This window comes from Amycolatopsis sp. NPDC049868, assembly GCF_044461365.1.
In the GTDB taxonomy this organism is placed as follows: Bacteria; Actinomycetota; Actinomycetes; order Mycobacteriales; family Pseudonocardiaceae; genus Amycolatopsis.
Map to the genome: position 1 here is coordinate 429,556 of NZ_JBITKV010000002.1, position 18,632 is coordinate 448,187.

An 18,632-nucleotide genomic window follows, 5' to 3' on the forward strand; every position below is an offset into this window, starting at 1 on the left:
GCATGCCGATGTTCGAATTCGAGGGGCTGCGTCCCCAGGTGGATCCCGAAGCGTGGATCGCCCCCACCGCCACCCTGATCGGCGACGTCGTCGTCGAGAAGGGCGCTTCCGTCTGGTACGGCGCCGTGCTGCGCGCCGACTTCGGGAAGATCGTCGTCCGTGAGGGCGCCAACGTCCAGGACAACTCGGTCATCCACGTCAACGGCGGCGTGACCGAGATCGGCAAGAACGCCACCGTCGGGCACCAGTGCCTCGTGCACGACTGCACGGTCGGCGAGCAGGCGCTGATCGGGAACGGCTCGACCGTGCTCGACAAGGCGCAGATCGGTGCGAAGGCACTGGTCGCCGCCGGCGCCACGGTGACGCCCGGCATGGTCATCCCGCCGGAGACGGTCGCCATGGGCAGCCCGGCGAAGAAGCACGTCCCGCTCGACGGCACCGCCCGCGGCTGGGTCGAGCACAACGCGGTGATCTACCAGGAGCTGGCGCGCCGTCACGCGGAGAGCGTCAAGCCGATCGATTGACTCTCCAGTAACTGGAGACCATAGCTTCGGGCGTATGGCACCGAAGTCGAAGAAGAAAACACATCAGGCGACCCTCGAGCTGACCGCCGGCAACGCGCCGGTGGTCGATCTCGGGAAGACGCTCGGGCAGACCGGCGTGAACCTCGTCGAGGTCAAGAAGGCCTACGACGCGGCGACGGCGGCGCAGCGGGGCGACATCGTCCCGGTGGTCGTGTCGGTGTTCGAGGACCGGTCCTTCGAACTTCGGCTGAAGACCCCGCCTGCGTCGTTCCTCATCAAGAAAGCCTTGGGCGGCAAGGGATCCGGCCGTCCAGGGCATGAGGTCGCCGGGAAGCTGACCCGCGAGCAGCTGCGCGAGATCGCCGAGCGGAAACTGCCGGACCTCAACACCGGTGACGTCGAAGCGGCCATGCGCACGATCGCGGGCACGGCTCGCTCGATGGGCGTCGCGATCGAAGAACCGTGACGCGCAAGCACGTGATCGTCCCGCCCTTCCGCGACCTCGACCCGGCCCTCGAGGTCGCGGAAAGGCTGCTGGCCCAAGGGAATCCGTGGCTGGCCGGCGTCGTCTCGGCGCTGCCGGACGAGCACGCCGCCGCAGGCAGGCTCAACCGGATCCTCGCCGGGACCGGTGCGGCGCCGCGGCTGGTCGAGTCCGGAAAGGGCTGGCGTCTGGTGCAGGTGACGGCCTGGCCCGGCTGCGGGGACCTGGTCGCGGGAGCCTCCGGTCTGGCGGAACTGGTCGCGTTCGGCGGCTGGCGGCGGATCAAACGCTGCGCCGTCTGCGCGCAGGCGTTCTGCGATCGCACGGCCGGGTGCAGCCGCCGGTGGTGCGCCGGACATCGTCCGCACGCCGGGTCCCGCTCCGTGCTCTAGGCTGGTCCGCACCAGCGACTGGCGCCATTTGAGGTGGAGCACCACCGGGAAGCGACGACAAGGCCGGTACCGCGCGCCTGGGTCCGGCCGTCTCTGGCAGGAGTACGTCCGATGACACACCAGCCCGAACTTTCCGCGCTCGCCGCCACCGACCCGCAGATCGCGGGGCTCGTGGAGGACGAGGCGAAGCGTCAGCACGACAAGATCCGCCTGATCGCGTCCGAGAACTACGTTTCACAGGCCGTACTGGAGGCGACGGGCACCGTCCTCACCAACAAGTACTCCGAGGGCTACGCGGGCAAGCGCTACTACGAGGGCCAGCAGCTCATCGATCAGGTCGAGAAGCTCGCCATCGAACGCGCCAAGGCCGTCTTCGGCGTCGACCACGCGAACGTCCAGCCGTACTCCGGCTCCCCGGCGAACCTCGCGGTGTACCTCGCTTTCGCGCAGCCGGGCGACACCGTGCTCGGCATGGCGCTGCCCGACGGCGGCCACCTCACGCACGGCTGGAGCGTGTCCGCGACCGGTAAGTGGTTCACCCCGGTCCGCTACGGCGTCCGCAAGGAGACCGGCCGCGTCGATCTCGACCAGGTCCGCGAACTCGCGCTGAAGCACCGGCCGAAGCTGATCTTCGCGGGCGGTACGGCGATCCCGCGCACCATCGACTTCCCGGCGTTCGCGGAGATCGCCCGCGAGGTCGACGCCGTGCTGGTCGCCGACATCGCGCATATCGCCGGGCTGGTCGCGGGCGGCGCGCACCCGTCGCCGGTCGGGCACGCACAGGTCATCACCACGACCACGCACAAGACGCTGCGCGGCCCGCGCGGCGCGATGATCCTCTCCGACGCCGACCACGCGAAGGCCGTCGACAAGGCGGTGTTCCCCGGACTGCAGGGCGGCCCGCACAACCACACGACCGCCGCGATCGCCGTCGCGCTGGGCGAGGCGCAGAAGCCGGAATTCTCCGCGTACGCGCACCGCATCGTCGCCAACGCGCGTGCGCTGGCGGAGGCGCTGGTGGAGCGGGGCTACGACCTCGTGTCCGGCGGCACCGACAACCACCTGCTGCTGATCGACCTGACGAACAAGAACGTGCCGGGCAAACCCGCCGCGCAGGCGCTGGACCGCGCCGGGATCGAGCTGAACTACAACACCGTGCCGTTCGACCCGCGCAAGCCGTTCGACCCGTCCGGCATCCGGCTCGGCACCTCCGCGATCACCACCCGCGGGCTTGAGCCGGAGCACCAGGCGCAGGTCGCGGAGTGGATCGACCGCACGATCACCGCGGCGGCGGGCGAGGAACAGTCCGCTTTGGACACCATCGCCGCCGAGATCCGCGAGTTCCTGGCGCCGTTCCCGATCCCGGGCTACTCGGCTTGATCGGTCTCGCATACGACGAGACACGAAGGGGCCCTTCACCGCATCGCATGCGGTGAAGGGCCCCTTCGGCGCTCGGAAAACTAGTGCGCCGGACCGTCGATGGCCTCCTTGGCCAGCCGGTCGGTCTCACGGTCGAGCGAACGCTTGATCTCGGCCTCGGCCTCGGAGCGCCCGACCCAGGACGAACCCTCGACGCTCTTGCCCGGCTCCAGGTCCTTGTACACCTCGAAGAAGTGCTGGATCTCGAGCTTGTGGAACTCGTTCAGGTGGTGGATGTCGCGGAGGTGCTCAAGCCGCGGGTCGTTCGTCGGGACCGCGAGGACCTTGTCGTCCGGGCCCTTCTCGTCGGTCATCCGGAACATGCCGATCGCGCGGCAGCGGATCAGGCAGCCCGGGAAGGTCGGCTCCTGGACGAGCACCAGCACGTCGAGCGGGTCGCCGTCCTGGCCCAGGGTGTCGTCGATGAACCCGTAGTCGGCGGGGTACTGGGTGGCGGTGAACAGTGTCCGGTCCAGCTTGATGCGACCGGTCTTGTGGTCCACCTCGTACTTGTTGCGCTCCCCCTTGGGGATTTCGATAGTGACGTCGAATTCCACGCCGGCCTCGCTGCTCTCGTCTTTGGTACGCCCCGCCGTCGCGGACGGCTCACCGAAATCATCGTCTTGTCTTCACTAGTGTGGACCACGGGGGCTCGGGCGGTCGCATCGATGTGGTCGTATGTGAGCTTGGCCCCTTCCCCGGACGGTGGATGAAGGAGTGTTGCGTGCCGGAAAACGATGTCCCGATGTGGCCGTCGGACGACAAGGACACCTCATCCGCCGAGCCCAAGGGCACCAAAGGGGAGAGTGAGGCCACCGTCTGGCTGCCCATGTCGGGTCTGGCGAACGGGAAGACCGAAGAGCTGGCAGTGCCGAAGGTCACACCCGAAAGTGGCTCGTGGTTCCAGCCCGTGGTCGAAGTCAGTGACATCGACGAAGAGCCGGACGTCCCGGAGACCCCGACACCGCAGTGGTCCGCCTTCGAGCCTGCGACGCCTGTCGAGCCGAAGCAGAGCGAAGAGCCGAAGACGCTCTTCGTCCAGCCTGTCCAGCCACGACGAACCGAGGAACCGGACTGGGACCAGTTCGACCGCGGCGCCGAGCCCCCGAGACCCGAGCCGAGGCAGGAGCCCCCGCGTCAGGAGCCACCGCGCCGTCCGGAGCCGAGCCGGGTCGAGCCGCCGGCACCCGCACCGGTCCCGTCCGCGACCATGCACGCGCGTCCGGTCCGCATCGAGCCCGCCGAAGAGCGCTTCGACTCCGAAGCCACCGTCGGGATCCAGAAGCCCGAGCCGCCGTCTCAGGAACCCCCGGCCGCCGAGGCCGAGTCCGCGCCGGCGCCGAAGCCGAAACGCAAACGCAAGGCCCTGCTGATCACGACGCTGGTCGTCGTCCTGCTGCTCGCGGGGATGGGCGGCGCCGCGGCGATGCCGAAGGTGTCGAACCGGCTCGGCCTGCCCTGGGCGCCCAACGCGCCGAAGGGCGACATCCCCAAACCCGCCGGGGTCACCCGGGTCCTGCACGGGCCGGACATCAACGGCGCCGGGCCGACGAAGGAAGGTCTCTCGGCCGCGCTGGCCGGTCCCGCCGGCTCCCCGGACCTGGGCACGCTCACCGGCACCGTCGTGGACGCGGCGTCCGGCGAAGTCCTGTGGGACAAGAACTCCGGCACCCCGCTGACGCCGGCGTCGACCACGAAGATCCTCGTCGTCGCGGCCGCGCTGCTGTCGATGGAGCACGGGACGCAGTTCTCCACGAAGATCGTCCAGGGCGCCGAGCCGGGCACGGTCGTCCTCGTGGCGGGTGGCGACCCCTCCCTGACCTCGCTGCCGCTGGGCACCGATTCGCCGCTGTACCCGGGCGCGGCGCACGTCGACGACCTCGTCGCCCAGGTCAAGAAGGCCGTGGGTGGCAAGATCTCCAAGGTCCAGCTGGACATCAGCCTGTTCAAGGGGCCGACGGCCGCGAAGGGCTGGGACCCGGAGGACACCGCGGCCGGGAACACCTACATGGCGCCCGTCCTCCCCGTGATGGCCGACGGCGGCCGCACCGACCCGAAGAACGACCACGCGCCCCGCGTCGCGAACCCGGCGGCCGCGCTGACCCAGAAGATCGCGGGGAAGCTCGAAGCCCAGGCCGGCGGTACGACGACGGCGCCGAAGGACGCGAAGGTACTCGGCGAGGTCAAGTCCCAGCCGCTGACGGAGTTCGCCAACTCGCTGCTGCAGCTCTCGGACAACCTGATGGCCGACGTCCTCGCCCGCCAGATCGCGCTCGCGAAGGGCGCCGAGCCGTCGTTCACCGGCGGCGCGACCGCGACGATGGACGTGCTCAAACAGGCCGGATTCGATCTCACCGGGGTCCAGATCAACGACGGCAGCGGACTGTCCGACCAGAACAAGATCCCGGCCAAGGTGCTCAGCGAGATCCTCGCGGTCGCGGCGGCGCCGGACGGCAAGGATCCGAGGACGCCCAAGCTGCGGCCGCTGCTGGCGGGCCTCCCCGTCGCGGGCGGCAGCGGGACGCTGGAGAAGCGCTACGCCGATCCGGCCTCGTCGGCGGGCCGGGGCTGGGTGCGCGGCAAGACCGGGACGCTGTCCGGGGTGAACACCCTGGCGGGCGTGGTGCTCGACACCGACGGCCGGATGCTGGTGTTCGCGCTGATGTCGTCCGGTTCGGACCAGAACAAGGGCAGGGCCGCGCTCGACGTCGTCGCGGCGACCCTGCACAAGTGCGGCTGCAGATGATTCGGTGAGCGACCGGAATCGGAGCGTGAGGAAGTCGGGACGGAAACCGGTCTCCCAGCGGGTAGCGTCATAAGAGTGACTGAGGAAACGCCGACCAAGACACGTTCGATGGTCGACTGGCCCCTGGCCGCCTCGACGGGCGCCCTCCTGGTGCGCGGCGGTCCGGTGGTCGACCGCGAAGAGGCCGAGGAAGCCGTCGCCGAGCTACGTGACCTGACGATCGAGGCCGAGGGGCACGTCCGCGAGCTGACCGGGCTCGGCCTCGACCTGCCGCTGTTGCCCGCCGAAGTCGTCGACCGGCCCGGCTGGGTCCGTTCGGCCGCGGCGGGCCTGGACGCGCTCACCGGTCGCGCGCTGCCGGAAGCGCAGGGCGGCCCGCTGGCGCCCGTGCTGGCCGGTGGCGCCGGTGTCCAGACCGGTCTGGTGCTCGCCTTCCTGGCTTCCCGCGTGCTCGGGCAGTACGACCCGTTCGGCGGGCCGGACCGCGGCGGGCGGCTGGTGCTCGTCGCGCCGAACGTCGTCGCCGCCCAGCGCGCGATGGACGTGCCGGGGCACGACTTCCGGCTGTGGGTCTGCCTGCACGAATGTACCCACCGGCTGCAGTTCACCGCGGTCACCTGGCTGCGCGACTACTTCGCCGACGAGGTCGAGCGCCTGATCGGCGGGCTCGCCGGGCGGGACGCGGACGGGCTGAGCGATCTGGTCGGCCGCCTGCCGGACACCATCAAGCAGATCGGCAAGGGCAAGGCGGGCGGCGCCGGTCTCGCCGAACTCCTGCAGTCGCCGAGCGAACGCGCGGTGTTCGACCGGCTGCTGGCCCTTTCCACGCTGCTGGAGGGGCACGCCGACTTCGTGATGGACGCCGTCGGGCCGCAGGTGGTGCCGAGTGTCGAGCTGATCCGTACGCGGTTCACCGCCCGGCGCAAGGGCGGCGGGCTGATCGACCGCGTGCTGCGCAGCCTCCTCGGAGTGGACGCGAAGCTGCGCCAGTACGAGCAGGGCGCGAAGTTCACCAAGCATGTCGTCGACGCCGTCGGCATGGACGGCTTCAACGCCGTGTGGACGTCGCCGAACACGTTGCCGACCAGGGCCGAGATCAGCGATCCGGCGGCCTGGGTGCGGCGCCTGCACGGGTGAGCGGACCGGATCCGGCGATCGCGGCCGTGCGGACGGCCGTGCGGGAGTTCCTCGCGTCGGCGAGCCCGCGCGACGAGGTGTACGTCGCGGTCTCCGGTGGCGCGGACTCACTGGCACTGACCGAAGCGGCCGCGTTCACCGGCGGCCGCGCGGGGCTGAAGGTGCGGGCGCTCGTCGTCGACCACGGCCTGCAGGACGGTTCCGCCGAAACCGCCGCCCAGGCCGCGAACACGGCGCGAGAACTGGGCGCCGACACCGCCGAAGTGCTGGAAGTGCGGGTCGAGGGCGCCGGCGGACCGGAAGCCGCGGCCCGCCGGGCCCGTTACGGCGCCTTGCGCTCGGCGCTGCCGGACGGGCACGGCCTCGTCCTGCTCGGCCACACCCTCGACGACCAGGCCGAAACGGTTCTGCTCGGCCTCGGCCGGGGTTCCGGGCCGCGCTCGCTCGCCGGGATGCGGCCGCTCGACCCGCCGTGGGGACGGCCGCTGCTCGGCGTCACCCGCGCCACCACCCGCCAGGCGTGCCGGGCGCTCGGCGCCGACCCGTGGCAGGACCCGCACAACGAGGATCCGCGGTTCACCCGTGTCCGGTTACGGACGGAAGTACTGCCCCTTCTGGAGGAGGTGCTGTCCGGCGGTGTCGCGGCGTCGCTCGCCCGCACGGCGGCGCAATTGCGCGAGGACACCGAGGCGTTGGACACACTCGCGGACGAGGTCCACCTGCGTGCTTTCACCGGCGAAGGGCTGGACGTCGCGGTGCTCGCCACCGAACCGCCCGCGCTCCGGCGACGCGTCCTCCGCAGGTGGCTGCTGGACTCCGGGGTCCGCGAACTCACCGACGCCCATCTGCGTTCGGTCGACGCGCTGGTGGGGAACTGGCGGGGTCAGGGCGGGGTCTGGCTACCCGGCGACTTGGTGGCCAAGCGGGCGCATGGCAGGCTCTTGCTCGAAGCACCCCAGTCCACCACCTAGAGGGGAACGTCCCGTGTACGAAGGCGAGATCGCCTCCGTGCTCGTCACCGAGCAGCAGATCAACGACAAGATCGCCGAGCTGGCCGCACAGGTCGCCGCGGACTACCCGGCCGACGGCCCCGGCTCCGGGCAGGGAGACCTCCTGCTCGTCGGCGTGCTCAAGGGCGCGGTGATGTTCATGACCGACTTCGCCAGGGCGCTCCCCCTTCCCTCCCAGCTCGAGTTCATGGCGGTCTCCTCCTACGGCTCGGCGACGTCGTCGTCCGGCGTGGTGCGGATCCTCAAGGACCTCGATCGCGACATCGCCGGCCGCGACGTGCTCATCGTCGAGGACATCGTCGACTCCGGGCTGACCCTGTCCTGGCTGTTGAAGAACCTCGCGAGCCGGAACCCGGCGTCGCTGGAGGTCGTCTCGCTCCTGCGCAAGCCGGAGGCGGTCAAGGTCGACGTACCGGTCAAGTACATCGGGTTCGACATCCCTAACGAATTCGTAGTCGGATACGGCCTGGACTACGGGGAGCGTTACCGGGACCTGCCCTACATCGGCACCCTGGATCCGCACGTTTACACGTCCTGAGAACCGCTTGCCCGTTCCTGGGGGAATGCGGAACCCTGAGCGCGGCGAACACGTCATAGGCTGCGATCAAGTGCGTTAACCTATGCGAAGACCTTTGCCACGAAGCCGTCGTGGCCTGGCCCGGGGGAAACGGAGAGAGCTCAGATGGGGAACAGCAGCCTGGCGGACGCGAACGCGTTCAAGAACGCCGCGGCTCAGGGGCAGGTCGGGATCGACCCGGAAGCCGCCCAGACCGCACTGAACAAGATCCGCACCGGCAAGGACGCCGTCGAGGCGCTGCTCCACAGTGCCGGCGACCTCGGACAGGCGCCGAAGCTGGGCAACAACCCGGTCGGCAACGCGATCGCGGCCAAGGTCGCGAACCGTGCCGACGGTGGCGGCGACTCGTACACCGCCGCTCTCCAGAACCTTTACCAGCAGTACGAGGCCGCCGAGTCCGGCATCGTGACCGCCATGGCCCGGTACCACGAGATCGACCAGGCCGCGGCCGAGCCGTTCCGTAACGTCTGAGGGGGAGTCAGAAAGCCATGCCACCGAAGCACAGCGCCGACTCTTACGGCGAGAGCAACACCAGCGGCACGCCGGTCCAGCTCGGCGACAACTCGGAAGCCGCGAACATCGTGTCGTCCGCGCGAGGCCGTTCGGACGGTTTCGACATCGGCGCCGACCGCGCCATCACGAACCCGCCGAACTGGGAGAGCGCGCCGAGCAGCCAGGACCTGTGGAACCAGGCCAACCTCGGCAACGACCCCAGCACGGCGACCGCGATCAGCCAGTCCTGGGGCTCGCACGGCAGCAAGCTGAGCCAGGCGTCGAACGACCTCTACAACGCGATCTCCGAACTGGGTTCCGCCTGGATCGGGCAGGGCGCGGCGGCCGCGCAGGGTTCGCTGGTCGCCATCGCGAACTCGGGCTCGCAGGCCTCCGAGGCCGCGCACACGATGTCGGACAGGCTCCAGAAGCAGGCCGACGCCGCGACCAAGGTCAAGCTCATGCCGAAGCCGACCGACTACAGCCCCGAGAAGGCCATGGGCCAGGCGCTGGCGGCGGGCCCGGTCGGCATGATCACCGACCAGAAGCCCCTCGCCGACCAGGACAAGGAAGTGCGGGCGGAGCAGGCCAGGTTCCTCGAGGCCTACACCAAGGAGATGAGCGAGGTCGACAGCTCGACCCCGAGCTTCGGCCCCGAATCCCTCGGCATGAAGCCGACCGCCACGCACAACAGCGCGTCGTTCAGCGGCGTCGGCAACATCGCCGGCGGCGGCATCAACTCCGGCGCCGTCTCCGGCACCCCCGTCCTCGCCGGCACGCACGGCTACGGCGGCGCGCAGGGCAGCGGCGCGGCCGGAATCCACGCCGGTCCGGACTCGGGTGTCTTCTCGCAGGCCGGCTACAACCCCGCCGCGAACGTCCCGGCCTCCGGTGTCGCGCCGGGTGCCGGCGTCGCCTCCGGCGCGGGTGCCCCGATGACCCCGCACGCCCCGGCGAGCGGCGGCAACGGACTCGGCCAGGCCCTCACCGCGGCCGGGCTCGGCGGCGCTCTCGGCTACGCCGGTGCCAAGGCGCTCGGACAGGGCAACAAGTCCGGCGCCAAGGACACCGACAGCACCGACGCCGCGGCCACCGAGAAGGGCGGGCCCGCGCAGAGCGCGGCGTCCCAGGCCGTGCCGCAGCAGGGCATCGTGTCCTCCAGCGGCACCATCGGTGGTGGCCCCACCCCGCCGATGCAGGGCATGGGCGGCGGTATGGGCATGGGCGCCCACGGCGCGCAGGCCGAGCAGGAAGAGGAGCACACGCACGCGTCGTTCCTCATCGAGCCGGACCCGGACGACGCCTTCGGCGCCAACGAGGCGACCCCGCCGCCGGTCATCGGCGCCTGGACCGAAGACGACGATCGCTAGAACGGTTTTCACCGGGCGCGCGGCCGATCCGGCCGCGCGCCCGCTGACTTGTTTGGGGGCGGAAGATGGCGAACGGTGAGCTGCTCACCCCGGTCGAGCTGGACTTCCTGTGGGAGAGCGCGAACGCCGGAGAGCTGCCGTACCCGCTGAGGCTCCGCTCGCACGGGGCGACCATGGACGAGCGCGGGGCTCTGCGGACGCAGACGCTCCAGGCGCTGAACCAGCGCCGCCTCGCCGACGAGCGCGGACGGCCCGAGCCGCATATCGAGGACTACTTCGGTGTCCTCGCGAGGCCGGACCTGAGCCTGGACTGCGTCCAGCTCAACAATCCCAACACCGAACCGCTGCTCGCGGTCGCGTCGCTGCTCGGCGGCCAAGGCCTGCTGACGGTGCAGGATCCGCGCGGTTTCCACTTCCACCCCATCGCCCAGGACGGCCTCGCGAGCGCGATCGTCTCCCTCCTGCCGCCGGGAACCCGCGGCACGGAGAAGTCGATCACCCTCCCGCTCGACGGTCTCGTCGGCGCTTCGGGAGCGGACTTCCTCCAGCGTCGCCAGCCGCAGATCGACGGCACGGCGACGTCGGACGAAGACCGTAAAGCCCTGTCGCGGCTCCAGGCGCAGCCGCGGCTTCGCGGTGGCCAGTTCGGCGCGAACGCGCGCAGCAAGCACGGCACGCGGAGCCGGTCTTCGGTGCTGAGCTGGTTCGACACGCAGTCCGGCCGGTACTTCACCCAGGCCACCCGCGGTGCCGACGGACGGGACTGGATCACCATCGCGCCCGCGGATCCGGCGACGTTGCGGCAGCGGCTCACGGAGATGCTGGGGAAGATCGCCTCCGAGGCGTCTCTCGCACGCTGACCCTTTCCGCCGCCCGTGCTATGAACGGGACGTTCCTTGCAAATTCTGCAAGGAACGTCCCGTTCATAGCACGCGCGCCGGGCACTTACCGCATCCGGACGACGACTGTCGTACCCCTTCGCTATCGTGAACCGTCTGGGCGTCCCGAGGCCCAGAAGCCGAGGTGCCGGGAGGGCACGGAGCAATGCACCAAGAACACTTCACGCCGATGGCGTTCGATTTCCTCTGGGAGTCCGCCGAGCTCGGCGACCTGCCGTACCCGCTGCGCGTCCGGTCGCACGGCGCGACCGAGCTCGAACGCCGGGCGCTGCGCCAGCGCGTCGACAACGAGCTGCAGGCCCGCGGCATCCGCGACGGCCGGGGGCGGCTGGACCGCAAGATCGAGGACTGGCTGTACCTCCTCGCCCGCGGTTCGCTGACCATCGACGCGCTGCACATCCCCGACTTCCAGGCCCCGACGATCGCCGTGCTCGGCGCCACCGACGGCCGCGACGGGGTGATCGCGATCCAGGACCAGTCCGGGATCTGGCTGCGTGAGGCGCCCGCCGACGGGCTCCCGACCGCGATCGTCGACCTGCTGCCCCCGGGGCAGCGCGGTTCGGAGGCGTCCATCACGCTGCCGATCGACGACGCCCGCCGCACCGAGCCGATCCGCGCCGCCATCAACGCGACGAAGCAGTCCGAAGAGCCCGAAGCGGCGAAGGCCCGCCGCAAGGACAAGCCGCGCGTCTCGCTCAGTGAACGCATCACCGCGGACCCGCGCGAGGCGTTCGGCAAGCTCACCGGCCAGCCGAGGCTCCGCGGCGGTCAGCTCGCAGCGAACAGCCGGTCCCACGTGGGCGCCAAACAGCGATCCCGCGTCCTCGGCTGGTTCGACACCGCCAGCGGCCGCTATCTCAGCACGTCACAGGCCGGTCCGGACGGCCGCGAATGGGTCACCGTCTCACCCGCCGACATCAAGACACTCCGCATGCGACTCGGCGAAATGGCCGCCGGTGTGGCGGTCGACACACGCTAGGGTCCCGCTCCGGGAACCCTCGCGCGGCGTCCACCGTTTACGTCCGAGAGGCTCACCACCCTCATCCGTCCAGGCGGGCGGTATCCTGAGGGGCGGGTGTCGGAGCACCATGGGTCGTCAAGATCGTGATGGCGGGTATCACAGGAGCCGCCCAACCAGGAAGGGTCGAGGCCACCAGGGCCGAGTCGTATGAACCGGAAGAGCGTGCTCAGGAACCCAGTGCTCTGGATTCTCGCGGCGGTACTGGCGTTTCTCGCATACAACACGATCTTCGACAGTGATCGTGGCTATACCCAGGTGCCGATCTCGATCGCGAACCAGCAGATCACCGCGAACAACGTGAAGGAAGCCTCGCAAGAGGACAAGGAGCAGCAGATCAAGCTGCTGCTGAACAAGAAGATCGAGGTCGACGGCCAGCAGGTCGACCAGATCATCGCGCAGTACCCGGCGAACGTCGCGGGCACCATCTACGGCCAGCTCATCGGCCTCAAGAGCGGTGACAACCCGGTCAAGTTCACCACCAAGGTCACCCAGCAGAACGTCCTCACCCAGATCCTGATCTTCGCCATCCCGCTGGCGCTGGTGCTGGGCCTGCTGATGTGGATGATGAACAACGCACAGGGCGGCGGGAACCGCGTCCTCAACTTCGGCAAGTCGAAGGCCAAACAGCTCAACAAGGACATGCCCAAGACGACCTTCGGGGACGTCGCGGGCGCCGACGAGGCCGTCGAAGAGCTGTACGAGATCAAGGACTTCCTGCAGAACCCGGCGCGCTACCAGGCACTCGGCGCGAAGATCCCCAAGGGCGTGCTGCTCTACGGGCCGCCCGGTACCGGTAAGACGCTGCTCGCGCGAGCCGTCGCCGGCGAGGCGGGCGTGCCGTTCTACACGATCTCCGGTTCCGACTTCGTCGAGATGTTCGTCGGTGTCGGCGCCTCGCGAGTCCGCGACCTGTTCGAGCAGGCCAAGCAGAACGCACCCTGCATCATCTTCGTCGACGAGATCGACGCGGTCGGCCGCCAGCGCGGCGCCGGCCTCGGCGGCGGCCACGACGAACGTGAGCAGACGCTGAACCAGCTCCTCGTCGAGATGGACGGCTTCGACGCGCGCGGCGGCATCATCCTGATCGCCGCGACCAACCGTCCCGACATCCTCGACCCGGCGCTCCTGCGTCCCGGCCGCTTCGACCGCCAGATCCCGGTGTCCGCGCCGGATATGCGCGGCCGCAAGGCGATCCTCGAGGTGCATGCCAAGGGCAAGCCGATCGCGCAGGGCACCGACCTGAGCAGCCTCGCCAAGCGCACCGTCGGCATGTCCGGTGCGGACCTGGCGAACGTGCTCAACGAGGCCGCGCTGCTCACCGCCCGCCAGAACGGGCACGTGATCACCGACGCCGCGCTGGAGGAGTCCGTCGACCGCGTCGTCGGCGGCCCCGCCCGCAAGAGCCGGATCATCTCCGAGAAGGAGAAGAAGATCACGGCCTACCACGAGGGCGGGCACGCGCTCGCCGCGTGGGCGATGCCGGATATCGAACCGGTCTACAAGCTGACGATCCTGCCGCGCGGGCGCACCGGCGGCCACGCCCTGCTCGTCCCGGAGGACGACAAGGAGCTGATGACCCGCTCGGAGATGATCGGGCGCCTGGTCTTCGCGATGGGCGGCCGGACGGCGGAGGAGCTCGTCTTCCACGAGCCCACCACCGGTGCCTCCTCCGATATCGAGCAGGCGACGAAGATCGCCCGCGCGATGGTCACCGAATACGGCATGAGCGCCCGGCTCGGCGCGGTCAAGTACGGCCAGGAACAGGGCGACCCGTTCCTCGGCCGCTCGGCCGGCCGCCAGGCGGACTACTCGCTCGAAGTCGCGCACGAGATCGACGAGGAGGTGCGCAAGCTCATCGAGACCGCGCACACCGAGGCGTGGCACGTGCTGAGCACCTACCGCGACGTGCTGGACGAGCTGGTCATCGAGCTCCTCGAGAAGGAGACGCTGACCCGCAAGGACCTCGAGCGGATCTTCGCGACCGTCGAGAAGCGCCCGCACATCACCATCTTCAACGAGTTCGGCGACCGGAAGCCGTCGGACAAGCCGCCGATCAAGACCCCCGGCGAGCTGGCCATGGAGCGCGGCGAGCCGTGGCCCCCGCCGGAGGAGAAGAAGGAGCAGCCGGTGCTGCAGCCGGCGCCGACCCCGGTCGGCACCGCGCAGGGCGGCGGCGACCTTCCCGGTGGCCCGCCGTACACGCAGCCGGCCCCGCCGCCGGACCCGAACGCCAACCCGTACGCTCCTCCGCCGCCGGGCGCCTACCCCAACGGTGGTCGCCCCAACGGCGGGCCGAACGGCACCGGTCACTGGCCTCAGGCATATGGTGGGCAGCAGCCGGGCGGACCGGCAGGCGGTTACCAGGGTGGGCCCGTAGGTGGCCCGCCGAACTACGGGGCTCCTCCCGGATGGACCCCGGCCACGCAGCCGGGCGGCCAGCCGAATCAGCCCTGGCGTCCCGCCGAAGACCGCCCGCGCGACGGCTGGTTCGCTGACCAGCCCGGCGGTCAGCAGGACGAAGGACAGCAACAGCGTGACGACGGACAGGACGACACCAAGCGATAACGGCGACCGCCCGGTCTTCGACCAGGACCGGGCCGAGAAAGCCGTACGCGAACTCCTGCTCGCCTGTGGTGAGGACCCGGACCGGGACGGTCTCTTGGAGACCCCGGCCCGGGTCGCTCGCGCTTACCGGGAAATGTTCGCCGGGCTCTACACCGAGCCGGACCACGTCCTGGACCGCACGTTCGACGAGGCGCACGAAGAACTCGTCCTCGTAACGGACATTCCGATGTTCAGCACCTGTGAACACCATTTGGTGCCCTTCCACGGCGTCGCCCATGTCGGCTACATCCCGAACGGCCACGGCAAGGTCACCGGCCTGTCCAAACTGGCCCGCCTCGTCGACCTCTACGCCAAGCGCCCGCAGGTCCAGGAGCGGCTCACCTCCCAGGTCGCCGACGCGCTCATGCGCAAACTCGAGCCCCGCGGCGCGATAGTCGTGGTCGAGGCCGAGCATCTCTGCATGGCCATGCGCGGTATCCGCAAACCCGGCGCCAGGACGACGACGTCCGCCGTGCGCGGGCTGCTGCAGTCTTCGGCGTCCTCGCGGGCGGAGGCGCTGGACCTGATCAAGGGCCGTCGATGACCGCCCTGCCCCGGCCCGGCCGGTGTGCGGTGATGGGCATCCTGAACGTCACCCCGGATTCCTTTTCGGACGGTGGCCGTTACCTCGGCGTCGAGCAGGCTCTGGAGCACGCGCACGAGATGTGGGCGCGGGGCGCGGATCTGATCGACGTCGGCGGGGAGTCGACGCGGCCGGGAGCGTCCCGGGTGGACGCCGGGACCGAGATTTCCCGGATCATGCCGGTGATCCGCTCGCTCGCCGCCGACGGTGTCGCGATGTCCGTGGACACCACTCGCGCCGAGGTCGCCCTCGCCGCGGTCGAGGCCGGTGCTTCCGTCATCAACGACGTCTCCGGTGGGCTGGCCGATCCGAACATGGCGAAGGTCGCCGCCGAGACCGGTGTCCCGTATGTGCTGATGCACTGGCGCGGGCACAGCAAGGACATGAACGCGCTGGCGTCCTATGAGGACGTCGTCGCGGATGTGCGCGCCGAGCTGCTGTCCCGAGTGGACGAAGCGCTCACCGCGGGCGTCGACGCCGCTGCGATCGTGCTCGACCCCGGGCTGGGTTTCGCGAAGAACGCCGAGCACGACTGGGCGCTGTTGAACGGCCTGAATTCCTTCCTGTCATTGGGTTTCCCGGTTCTCGTCGGCGCGTCGCGCAAACGGTTCCTCGGGCGCCTTTTGTCCGGAAAGGACGGGAAACCCGCTCCGCCGGACGGTCGCGAGAACGCGACCGCGGCCGTGTCCGCGCTCGCCGCGGCGGCCGGCGCCTGGGGTGTGCGGGTGCACGAGGTCGGCGCGAGTATCGACGCCGTGACCGTCGCGGCGGCTTGGCGGAAGGGGAGTCCTGTTGTCTGACCGGATCACGTTGACCGGATTGCGGGTCTTCGGCAGGCACGGGGTCTTCGACCACGAGAAGCGGGACGGGCAGGAGTTCGTCGTCGACATCGTGGTGTGGCTGGATCTCGGCCCGGCGGCCGCGTCCGACGACCTGACCAAGACTCTGCACTACGGCGAACTGGCGGAGCTCGCGGCCGGGATCGTGGCGGGCGAGCCGTACGACCTCATCGAGAGTGTCGCCGGGAAGATCGCCGACGAGGTGCTGCGCGACGAGCGGCTGGCCGCGGTCGAGGTGACGGTGCACAAACCGTCCGCGCCGATCCCGCTGAACTTCGACGACGTCGCCGTCACGGTGCGGCGGGAGCGATGAGCCGCGCGCTGCTCTCGCTCGGTTCCAACCTGGGTGACCGGCTCGCGTACCTCCGGTCCGCCGTCGACGCGGTCCGGCCCGCGGTCGTCGCGGTGTCGTCGGTGTACGAGACGAAGGCGTGGGGTGTCGAGGATCAGCCTGACTTCCTCAACGCCGTCGTCGTGGTCGACGATCCGGCGCGCGATCACTGGGACTGGTTGCGCACCGGGCAGGCCGCCGAGCAGGCGGCGGAGCGCGTGCGCGAACTCCGGTGGGGTCCGCGCACGCTGGATGTCGACATAGTGACCGTGGACGGGGTGCGCTCCGACGACCCCCAGTTGTTGCTGCCGCATCCCGGCACGCCGGAGCGCGCGAGCGTGCTGATCCCCTGGCTGGAGATCGAGCCCGCCGCGGTGCTCCCCGGCCACGGTCCCGTCGCCGACCTTCTCGCCGCCCGGCCCGCTTCGGACCGGGACTCCGTCCGGCTCACGCGTTTCGTCCTCTGAATGCGGTAGTTCGCATCACCGACCAGCGCATCCAGAGGACCAACTGCGCGGGTGGTAGCAAAGGTCCCTTGCTACCTGGCCAGGTACATGAAGGCCCCCTTCCTTGCGCCTATGTACAGGAAGGGGGCCTTCATGTACTTCAGTTGCCCAACGCGGGTCGCGAGTCTCTTGTCGCCGCCTGGAGTGGCACCGACCAGCGCTTTTCCGACTTCGCCGGGAGCCCCAGGTGGTAGCAAAGGTCCCTTGCTACCCCTGGGCGGAGCGCAGGGCGGCGATGATCCACTCTGCCTGCGGCATCTGCGAGGGGAACGACGGCCAGCCGTTCATCTTCCCCAGCAGCAGCCAGTACCGCTCGGCCCGCGGATCCATGCTGATCGCCATCCCGTCGGTCAGCTTCTTCCGCCAGGCCGGGTCGGCGGGATCCCGCCCGTTCCGCGAAGACTGCGTGAAGATCGTCTCCGCCAGCTCACGCCCTTCGGCCGAGTCCGGCGCGAGGCCGGCTTCGAGTGCTTCGGACGCCTTCGCGCTCCAGGCCATCCACAGCTGCTGCTGCTTCTCGCCGAAGTCCGCGCCGTCCTGCTTCCGGAGTTGCGAGTGCCATTCGCTCATCCGGCGGATGGACGCGCGGAACTCCTCGTCCTGCACCAGCTCGGCGAACTCGATCCAGGCTTCCAGCTGCTCGGGAGTCGGGTCGTCGGGCAGTTCCGGTTTCGCCGAGCGCATCCGCTCGTAGAACTGCGGATCCAGTTCGAGCCCTTCGACCATGTCCGCCCAGAACTCGTCGAGCAAACGTTTGCGGTCTTCGTCCGACATCGACGCGAGTTTGTTCATCAGTTCGACCTCCTCCAGTGGTGAGTCCCGTTTGGCCACCGCTCGCAGGACCGCGCGGCGCAGCTCCAGCCGCCGGATCTGCTCGTCCAGGGCCGCGACGTGCTGGACCGCGAGGTCCCCGATGGTCGCTTCCCTGGTCAGCGCCCGCTCCACGTCCGCGAGACCCAGCCCGAGTTCCCGCAGCGTCCGGACCAGCTCCAGGCGCGCCATCGCGGTGGCGTCGTAGAGGCGGTATCCCGAATCGGTGCGGTCGGTCGGGGGCAGGAGCCCTTCGTCGGAGTAGAAGCGGATGGTCTTCACCGGCAGGCCGGTCCGTTTGGCCAGCTCTCCGATGGTGAAAACCGCTGCGGTGCCCATATGCTTCATCGTCGACTCTCCAGTTGGTGGAGAGTCAAGCCTGCCAGGTAGCGTTGGACCATGCACTTCACCCGGCCACGCGAGCTGGCGGTGGCCGGCCTTCTGGGATTGGTCCTGGCCTATCTGCTCTTCCAGGTCGCCTACGGCTCCATCCCCGCGCTTCCGCTCTTCGCCGGAATCACCCTGCTCGTCCTCGCGCTCTGCGAGGCCGTGCTCGCCTTCATCATCCGTGCGCGGATCAAGAGCAACCGTGTGCTCTCCGCGATCTCCGTCGCCCGATCGGTGGCCCTCGCGAAGGCCTCTTCGCTCGCCGGATCCGCCATGACGGGTGTCTGGCTGGCGGCTTTCGCGTATCTTTTTCCGCGACGTGACGAACTCCTCGCGGCGAGCGGTGATCTCCGCTCGGCGACGGTCGGGATCGTCAGCTCGGCGGCGCTGGTAGCTGCGGCTTTATGGCTCGAACACTGCTGCCGGACCCCCGAGGGCGGTGATCGGGACACCGATCCCGAGCCGACCGGTTAACGCTCGAGAGCCACCGCTCGAAGTACC

General features: G+C 69.8%; 20 protein-coding genes. 18 read left to right on the top strand and 2 right to left on the bottom strand.

Features of this window, described 5'->3' with window-relative positions; translation table 11 throughout:
• Positions 1–2 precede the first annotated feature (2 nt).
• The 4 genes from ACIBTM_RS10195 (at position 3) to glyA (ending at position 2,780) form a co-directional block, all read left to right on the top strand.
• Positions 3–524 carry a gamma carbonic anhydrase family protein gene (locus ACIBTM_RS10195; protein WP_395876177.1) on the top strand — a complete coding sequence of 174 codons (522 nt, stop codon included), beginning with the start codon at positions 3–5 and terminating at the stop codon, positions 522–524.
• A 34-nt stretch (positions 525–558) separates the two neighbouring features.
• The gene (rplK, locus tag ACIBTM_RS10200) at positions 559–990 is read left to right on the top strand and encodes a 50S ribosomal protein L11 (protein WP_037335188.1); all 432 of its coding nucleotides are present in this window, start codon (positions 559–561) and stop codon (positions 988–990) included.
• A complete protein-coding gene (locus tag ACIBTM_RS10205; RefSeq protein WP_395876178.1) occupies positions 987–1,400 on the top strand; it encodes a hypothetical protein in 414 nt (137 codons plus the stop codon). Before rplK ends, ACIBTM_RS10205 begins: the two co-directional genes overlap by 4 nt.
• Positions 1,401–1,511: 111 nt before the next feature.
• Positions 1,512–2,780 carry a serine hydroxymethyltransferase gene (gene glyA, locus ACIBTM_RS10210; RefSeq protein WP_395876179.1) on the top strand — a complete coding sequence of 423 codons (1,269 nt, stop codon included), beginning with the start codon at positions 1,512–1,514 and terminating at the stop codon, positions 2,778–2,780.
• Between the two features lie 80 nt (positions 2,781–2,860).
• Here glyA and ACIBTM_RS10215 read toward each other — a convergent pair whose 3' ends face one another.
• Positions 2,861–3,376, bottom strand: a complete 516-nt coding sequence (locus ACIBTM_RS10215; protein WP_378445313.1) for an inorganic diphosphatase — start codon at positions 3,374–3,376, stop codon at positions 2,861–2,863.
• Positions 3,377–3,528: 152 nt separating this feature from the next.
• Here ACIBTM_RS10215 and dacB point away from each other — a divergent pair, with 152 nt between their 5' ends.
• From dacB to folK, 13 genes are all read left to right on the top strand, one after another.
• Positions 3,529–5,565, top strand: a complete 2,037-nt coding sequence (dacB, locus tag ACIBTM_RS10220) for a D-alanyl-D-alanine carboxypeptidase/D-alanyl-D-alanine-endopeptidase (protein WP_395876180.1) — start codon at positions 3,529–3,531, stop codon at positions 5,563–5,565.
• A gap of 108 nt (positions 5,566–5,673) precedes the next feature.
• Positions 5,674–6,702 (top strand): zinc-dependent metalloprotease, encoded by a 1,029-nt coding sequence (locus ACIBTM_RS10225; RefSeq protein ID WP_395876780.1) that lies wholly within the window; start codon positions 5,674–5,676, stop codon positions 6,700–6,702.
• Entirely contained in the window at positions 6,699–7,673 is a 975-nt protein-coding gene (gene tilS, locus ACIBTM_RS10230) for a tRNA lysidine(34) synthetase TilS (protein ID WP_395876181.1), read from the top strand. Before ACIBTM_RS10225 ends, tilS begins: the two co-directional genes overlap by 4 nt.
• A 13-nt stretch (positions 7,674–7,686) precedes the next feature.
• Positions 7,687–8,250, top strand: a complete 564-nt coding sequence (hpt, locus tag ACIBTM_RS10235; protein WP_395876182.1) for a hypoxanthine phosphoribosyltransferase — start codon at positions 7,687–7,689, stop codon at positions 8,248–8,250.
• Between the two features lie 144 nt (positions 8,251–8,394).
• The gene (locus tag ACIBTM_RS10240; RefSeq protein ID WP_395876183.1) at positions 8,395–8,760 is read left to right on the top strand and encodes a hypothetical protein; all 366 of its coding nucleotides are present in this window, start codon (positions 8,395–8,397) and stop codon (positions 8,758–8,760) included.
• 17 nt (positions 8,761–8,777) lie between these two features.
• Positions 8,778–10,151: a WXG100 family type VII secretion target gene (locus ACIBTM_RS10245; RefSeq protein ID WP_395876184.1), complete on the top strand. Its 1,374-nt coding sequence runs from the start codon at positions 8,778–8,780 to the stop codon at positions 10,149–10,151.
• 65 nt (positions 10,152–10,216) lie between these two features.
• Positions 10,217–11,011, top strand: a complete 795-nt coding sequence (locus tag ACIBTM_RS10250) for an ESX secretion-associated protein EspG (protein WP_395876185.1) — start codon at positions 10,217–10,219, stop codon at positions 11,009–11,011.
• A gap of 184 nt (positions 11,012–11,195) precedes the next feature.
• Positions 11,196–12,029 carry an ESX secretion-associated protein EspG gene (locus ACIBTM_RS10255; protein WP_395876186.1) on the top strand — a complete coding sequence of 278 codons (834 nt, stop codon included), beginning with the start codon at positions 11,196–11,198 and terminating at the stop codon, positions 12,027–12,029.
• Positions 12,030–12,218: 189 nt separating this feature from the next.
• A complete protein-coding gene (gene ftsH / locus ACIBTM_RS10260) occupies positions 12,219–14,636 on the top strand; it encodes an ATP-dependent zinc metalloprotease FtsH (RefSeq protein ID WP_395876187.1) in 2,418 nt (805 codons plus the stop codon).
• The gene (gene folE, locus ACIBTM_RS10265; protein ID WP_125733205.1) at positions 14,605–15,219 is read left to right on the top strand and encodes a GTP cyclohydrolase I FolE; all 615 of its coding nucleotides are present in this window, start codon (positions 14,605–14,607) and stop codon (positions 15,217–15,219) included. Before ftsH ends, folE begins: the two co-directional genes overlap by 32 nt.
• Positions 15,216–16,058 carry a dihydropteroate synthase gene (gene folP / locus ACIBTM_RS10270; RefSeq protein ID WP_395876188.1) on the top strand — a complete coding sequence of 281 codons (843 nt, stop codon included), beginning with the start codon at positions 15,216–15,218 and terminating at the stop codon, positions 16,056–16,058. Before folE ends, folP begins: the two co-directional genes overlap by 4 nt.
• The gene (gene folB / locus ACIBTM_RS10275; RefSeq protein WP_395876189.1) at positions 16,051–16,410 is read left to right on the top strand and encodes a dihydroneopterin aldolase; all 360 of its coding nucleotides are present in this window, start codon (positions 16,051–16,053) and stop codon (positions 16,408–16,410) included. The genes folP and folB overlap by 8 nt, the downstream gene beginning before the upstream one ends.
• Positions 16,407–16,895, top strand: a complete 489-nt coding sequence (folK, locus tag ACIBTM_RS10280) for a 2-amino-4-hydroxy-6-hydroxymethyldihydropteridine diphosphokinase (protein ID WP_395876190.1) — start codon at positions 16,407–16,409, stop codon at positions 16,893–16,895. Before folB ends, folK begins: the two co-directional genes overlap by 4 nt.
• A gap of 246 nt (positions 16,896–17,141) precedes the next feature.
• Here the strand turns inward: folK and ACIBTM_RS10285 are convergent, their stop codons facing one another.
• Positions 17,142–18,083, bottom strand: a complete 942-nt coding sequence (locus ACIBTM_RS10285) for a MerR family transcriptional regulator (protein WP_395876191.1) — start codon at positions 18,081–18,083, stop codon at positions 17,142–17,144.
• Positions 18,084–18,143: 60 nt separating this feature from the next.
• On the opposite strand from ACIBTM_RS10285, the gene ACIBTM_RS10290 reads away from it, so the two are divergent.
• The gene (locus ACIBTM_RS10290) at positions 18,144–18,605 is read left to right on the top strand and encodes a DUF3180 domain-containing protein (protein ID WP_395876192.1); all 462 of its coding nucleotides are present in this window, start codon (positions 18,144–18,146) and stop codon (positions 18,603–18,605) included.
• Positions 18,606–18,632 lie beyond the last annotated feature (27 nt).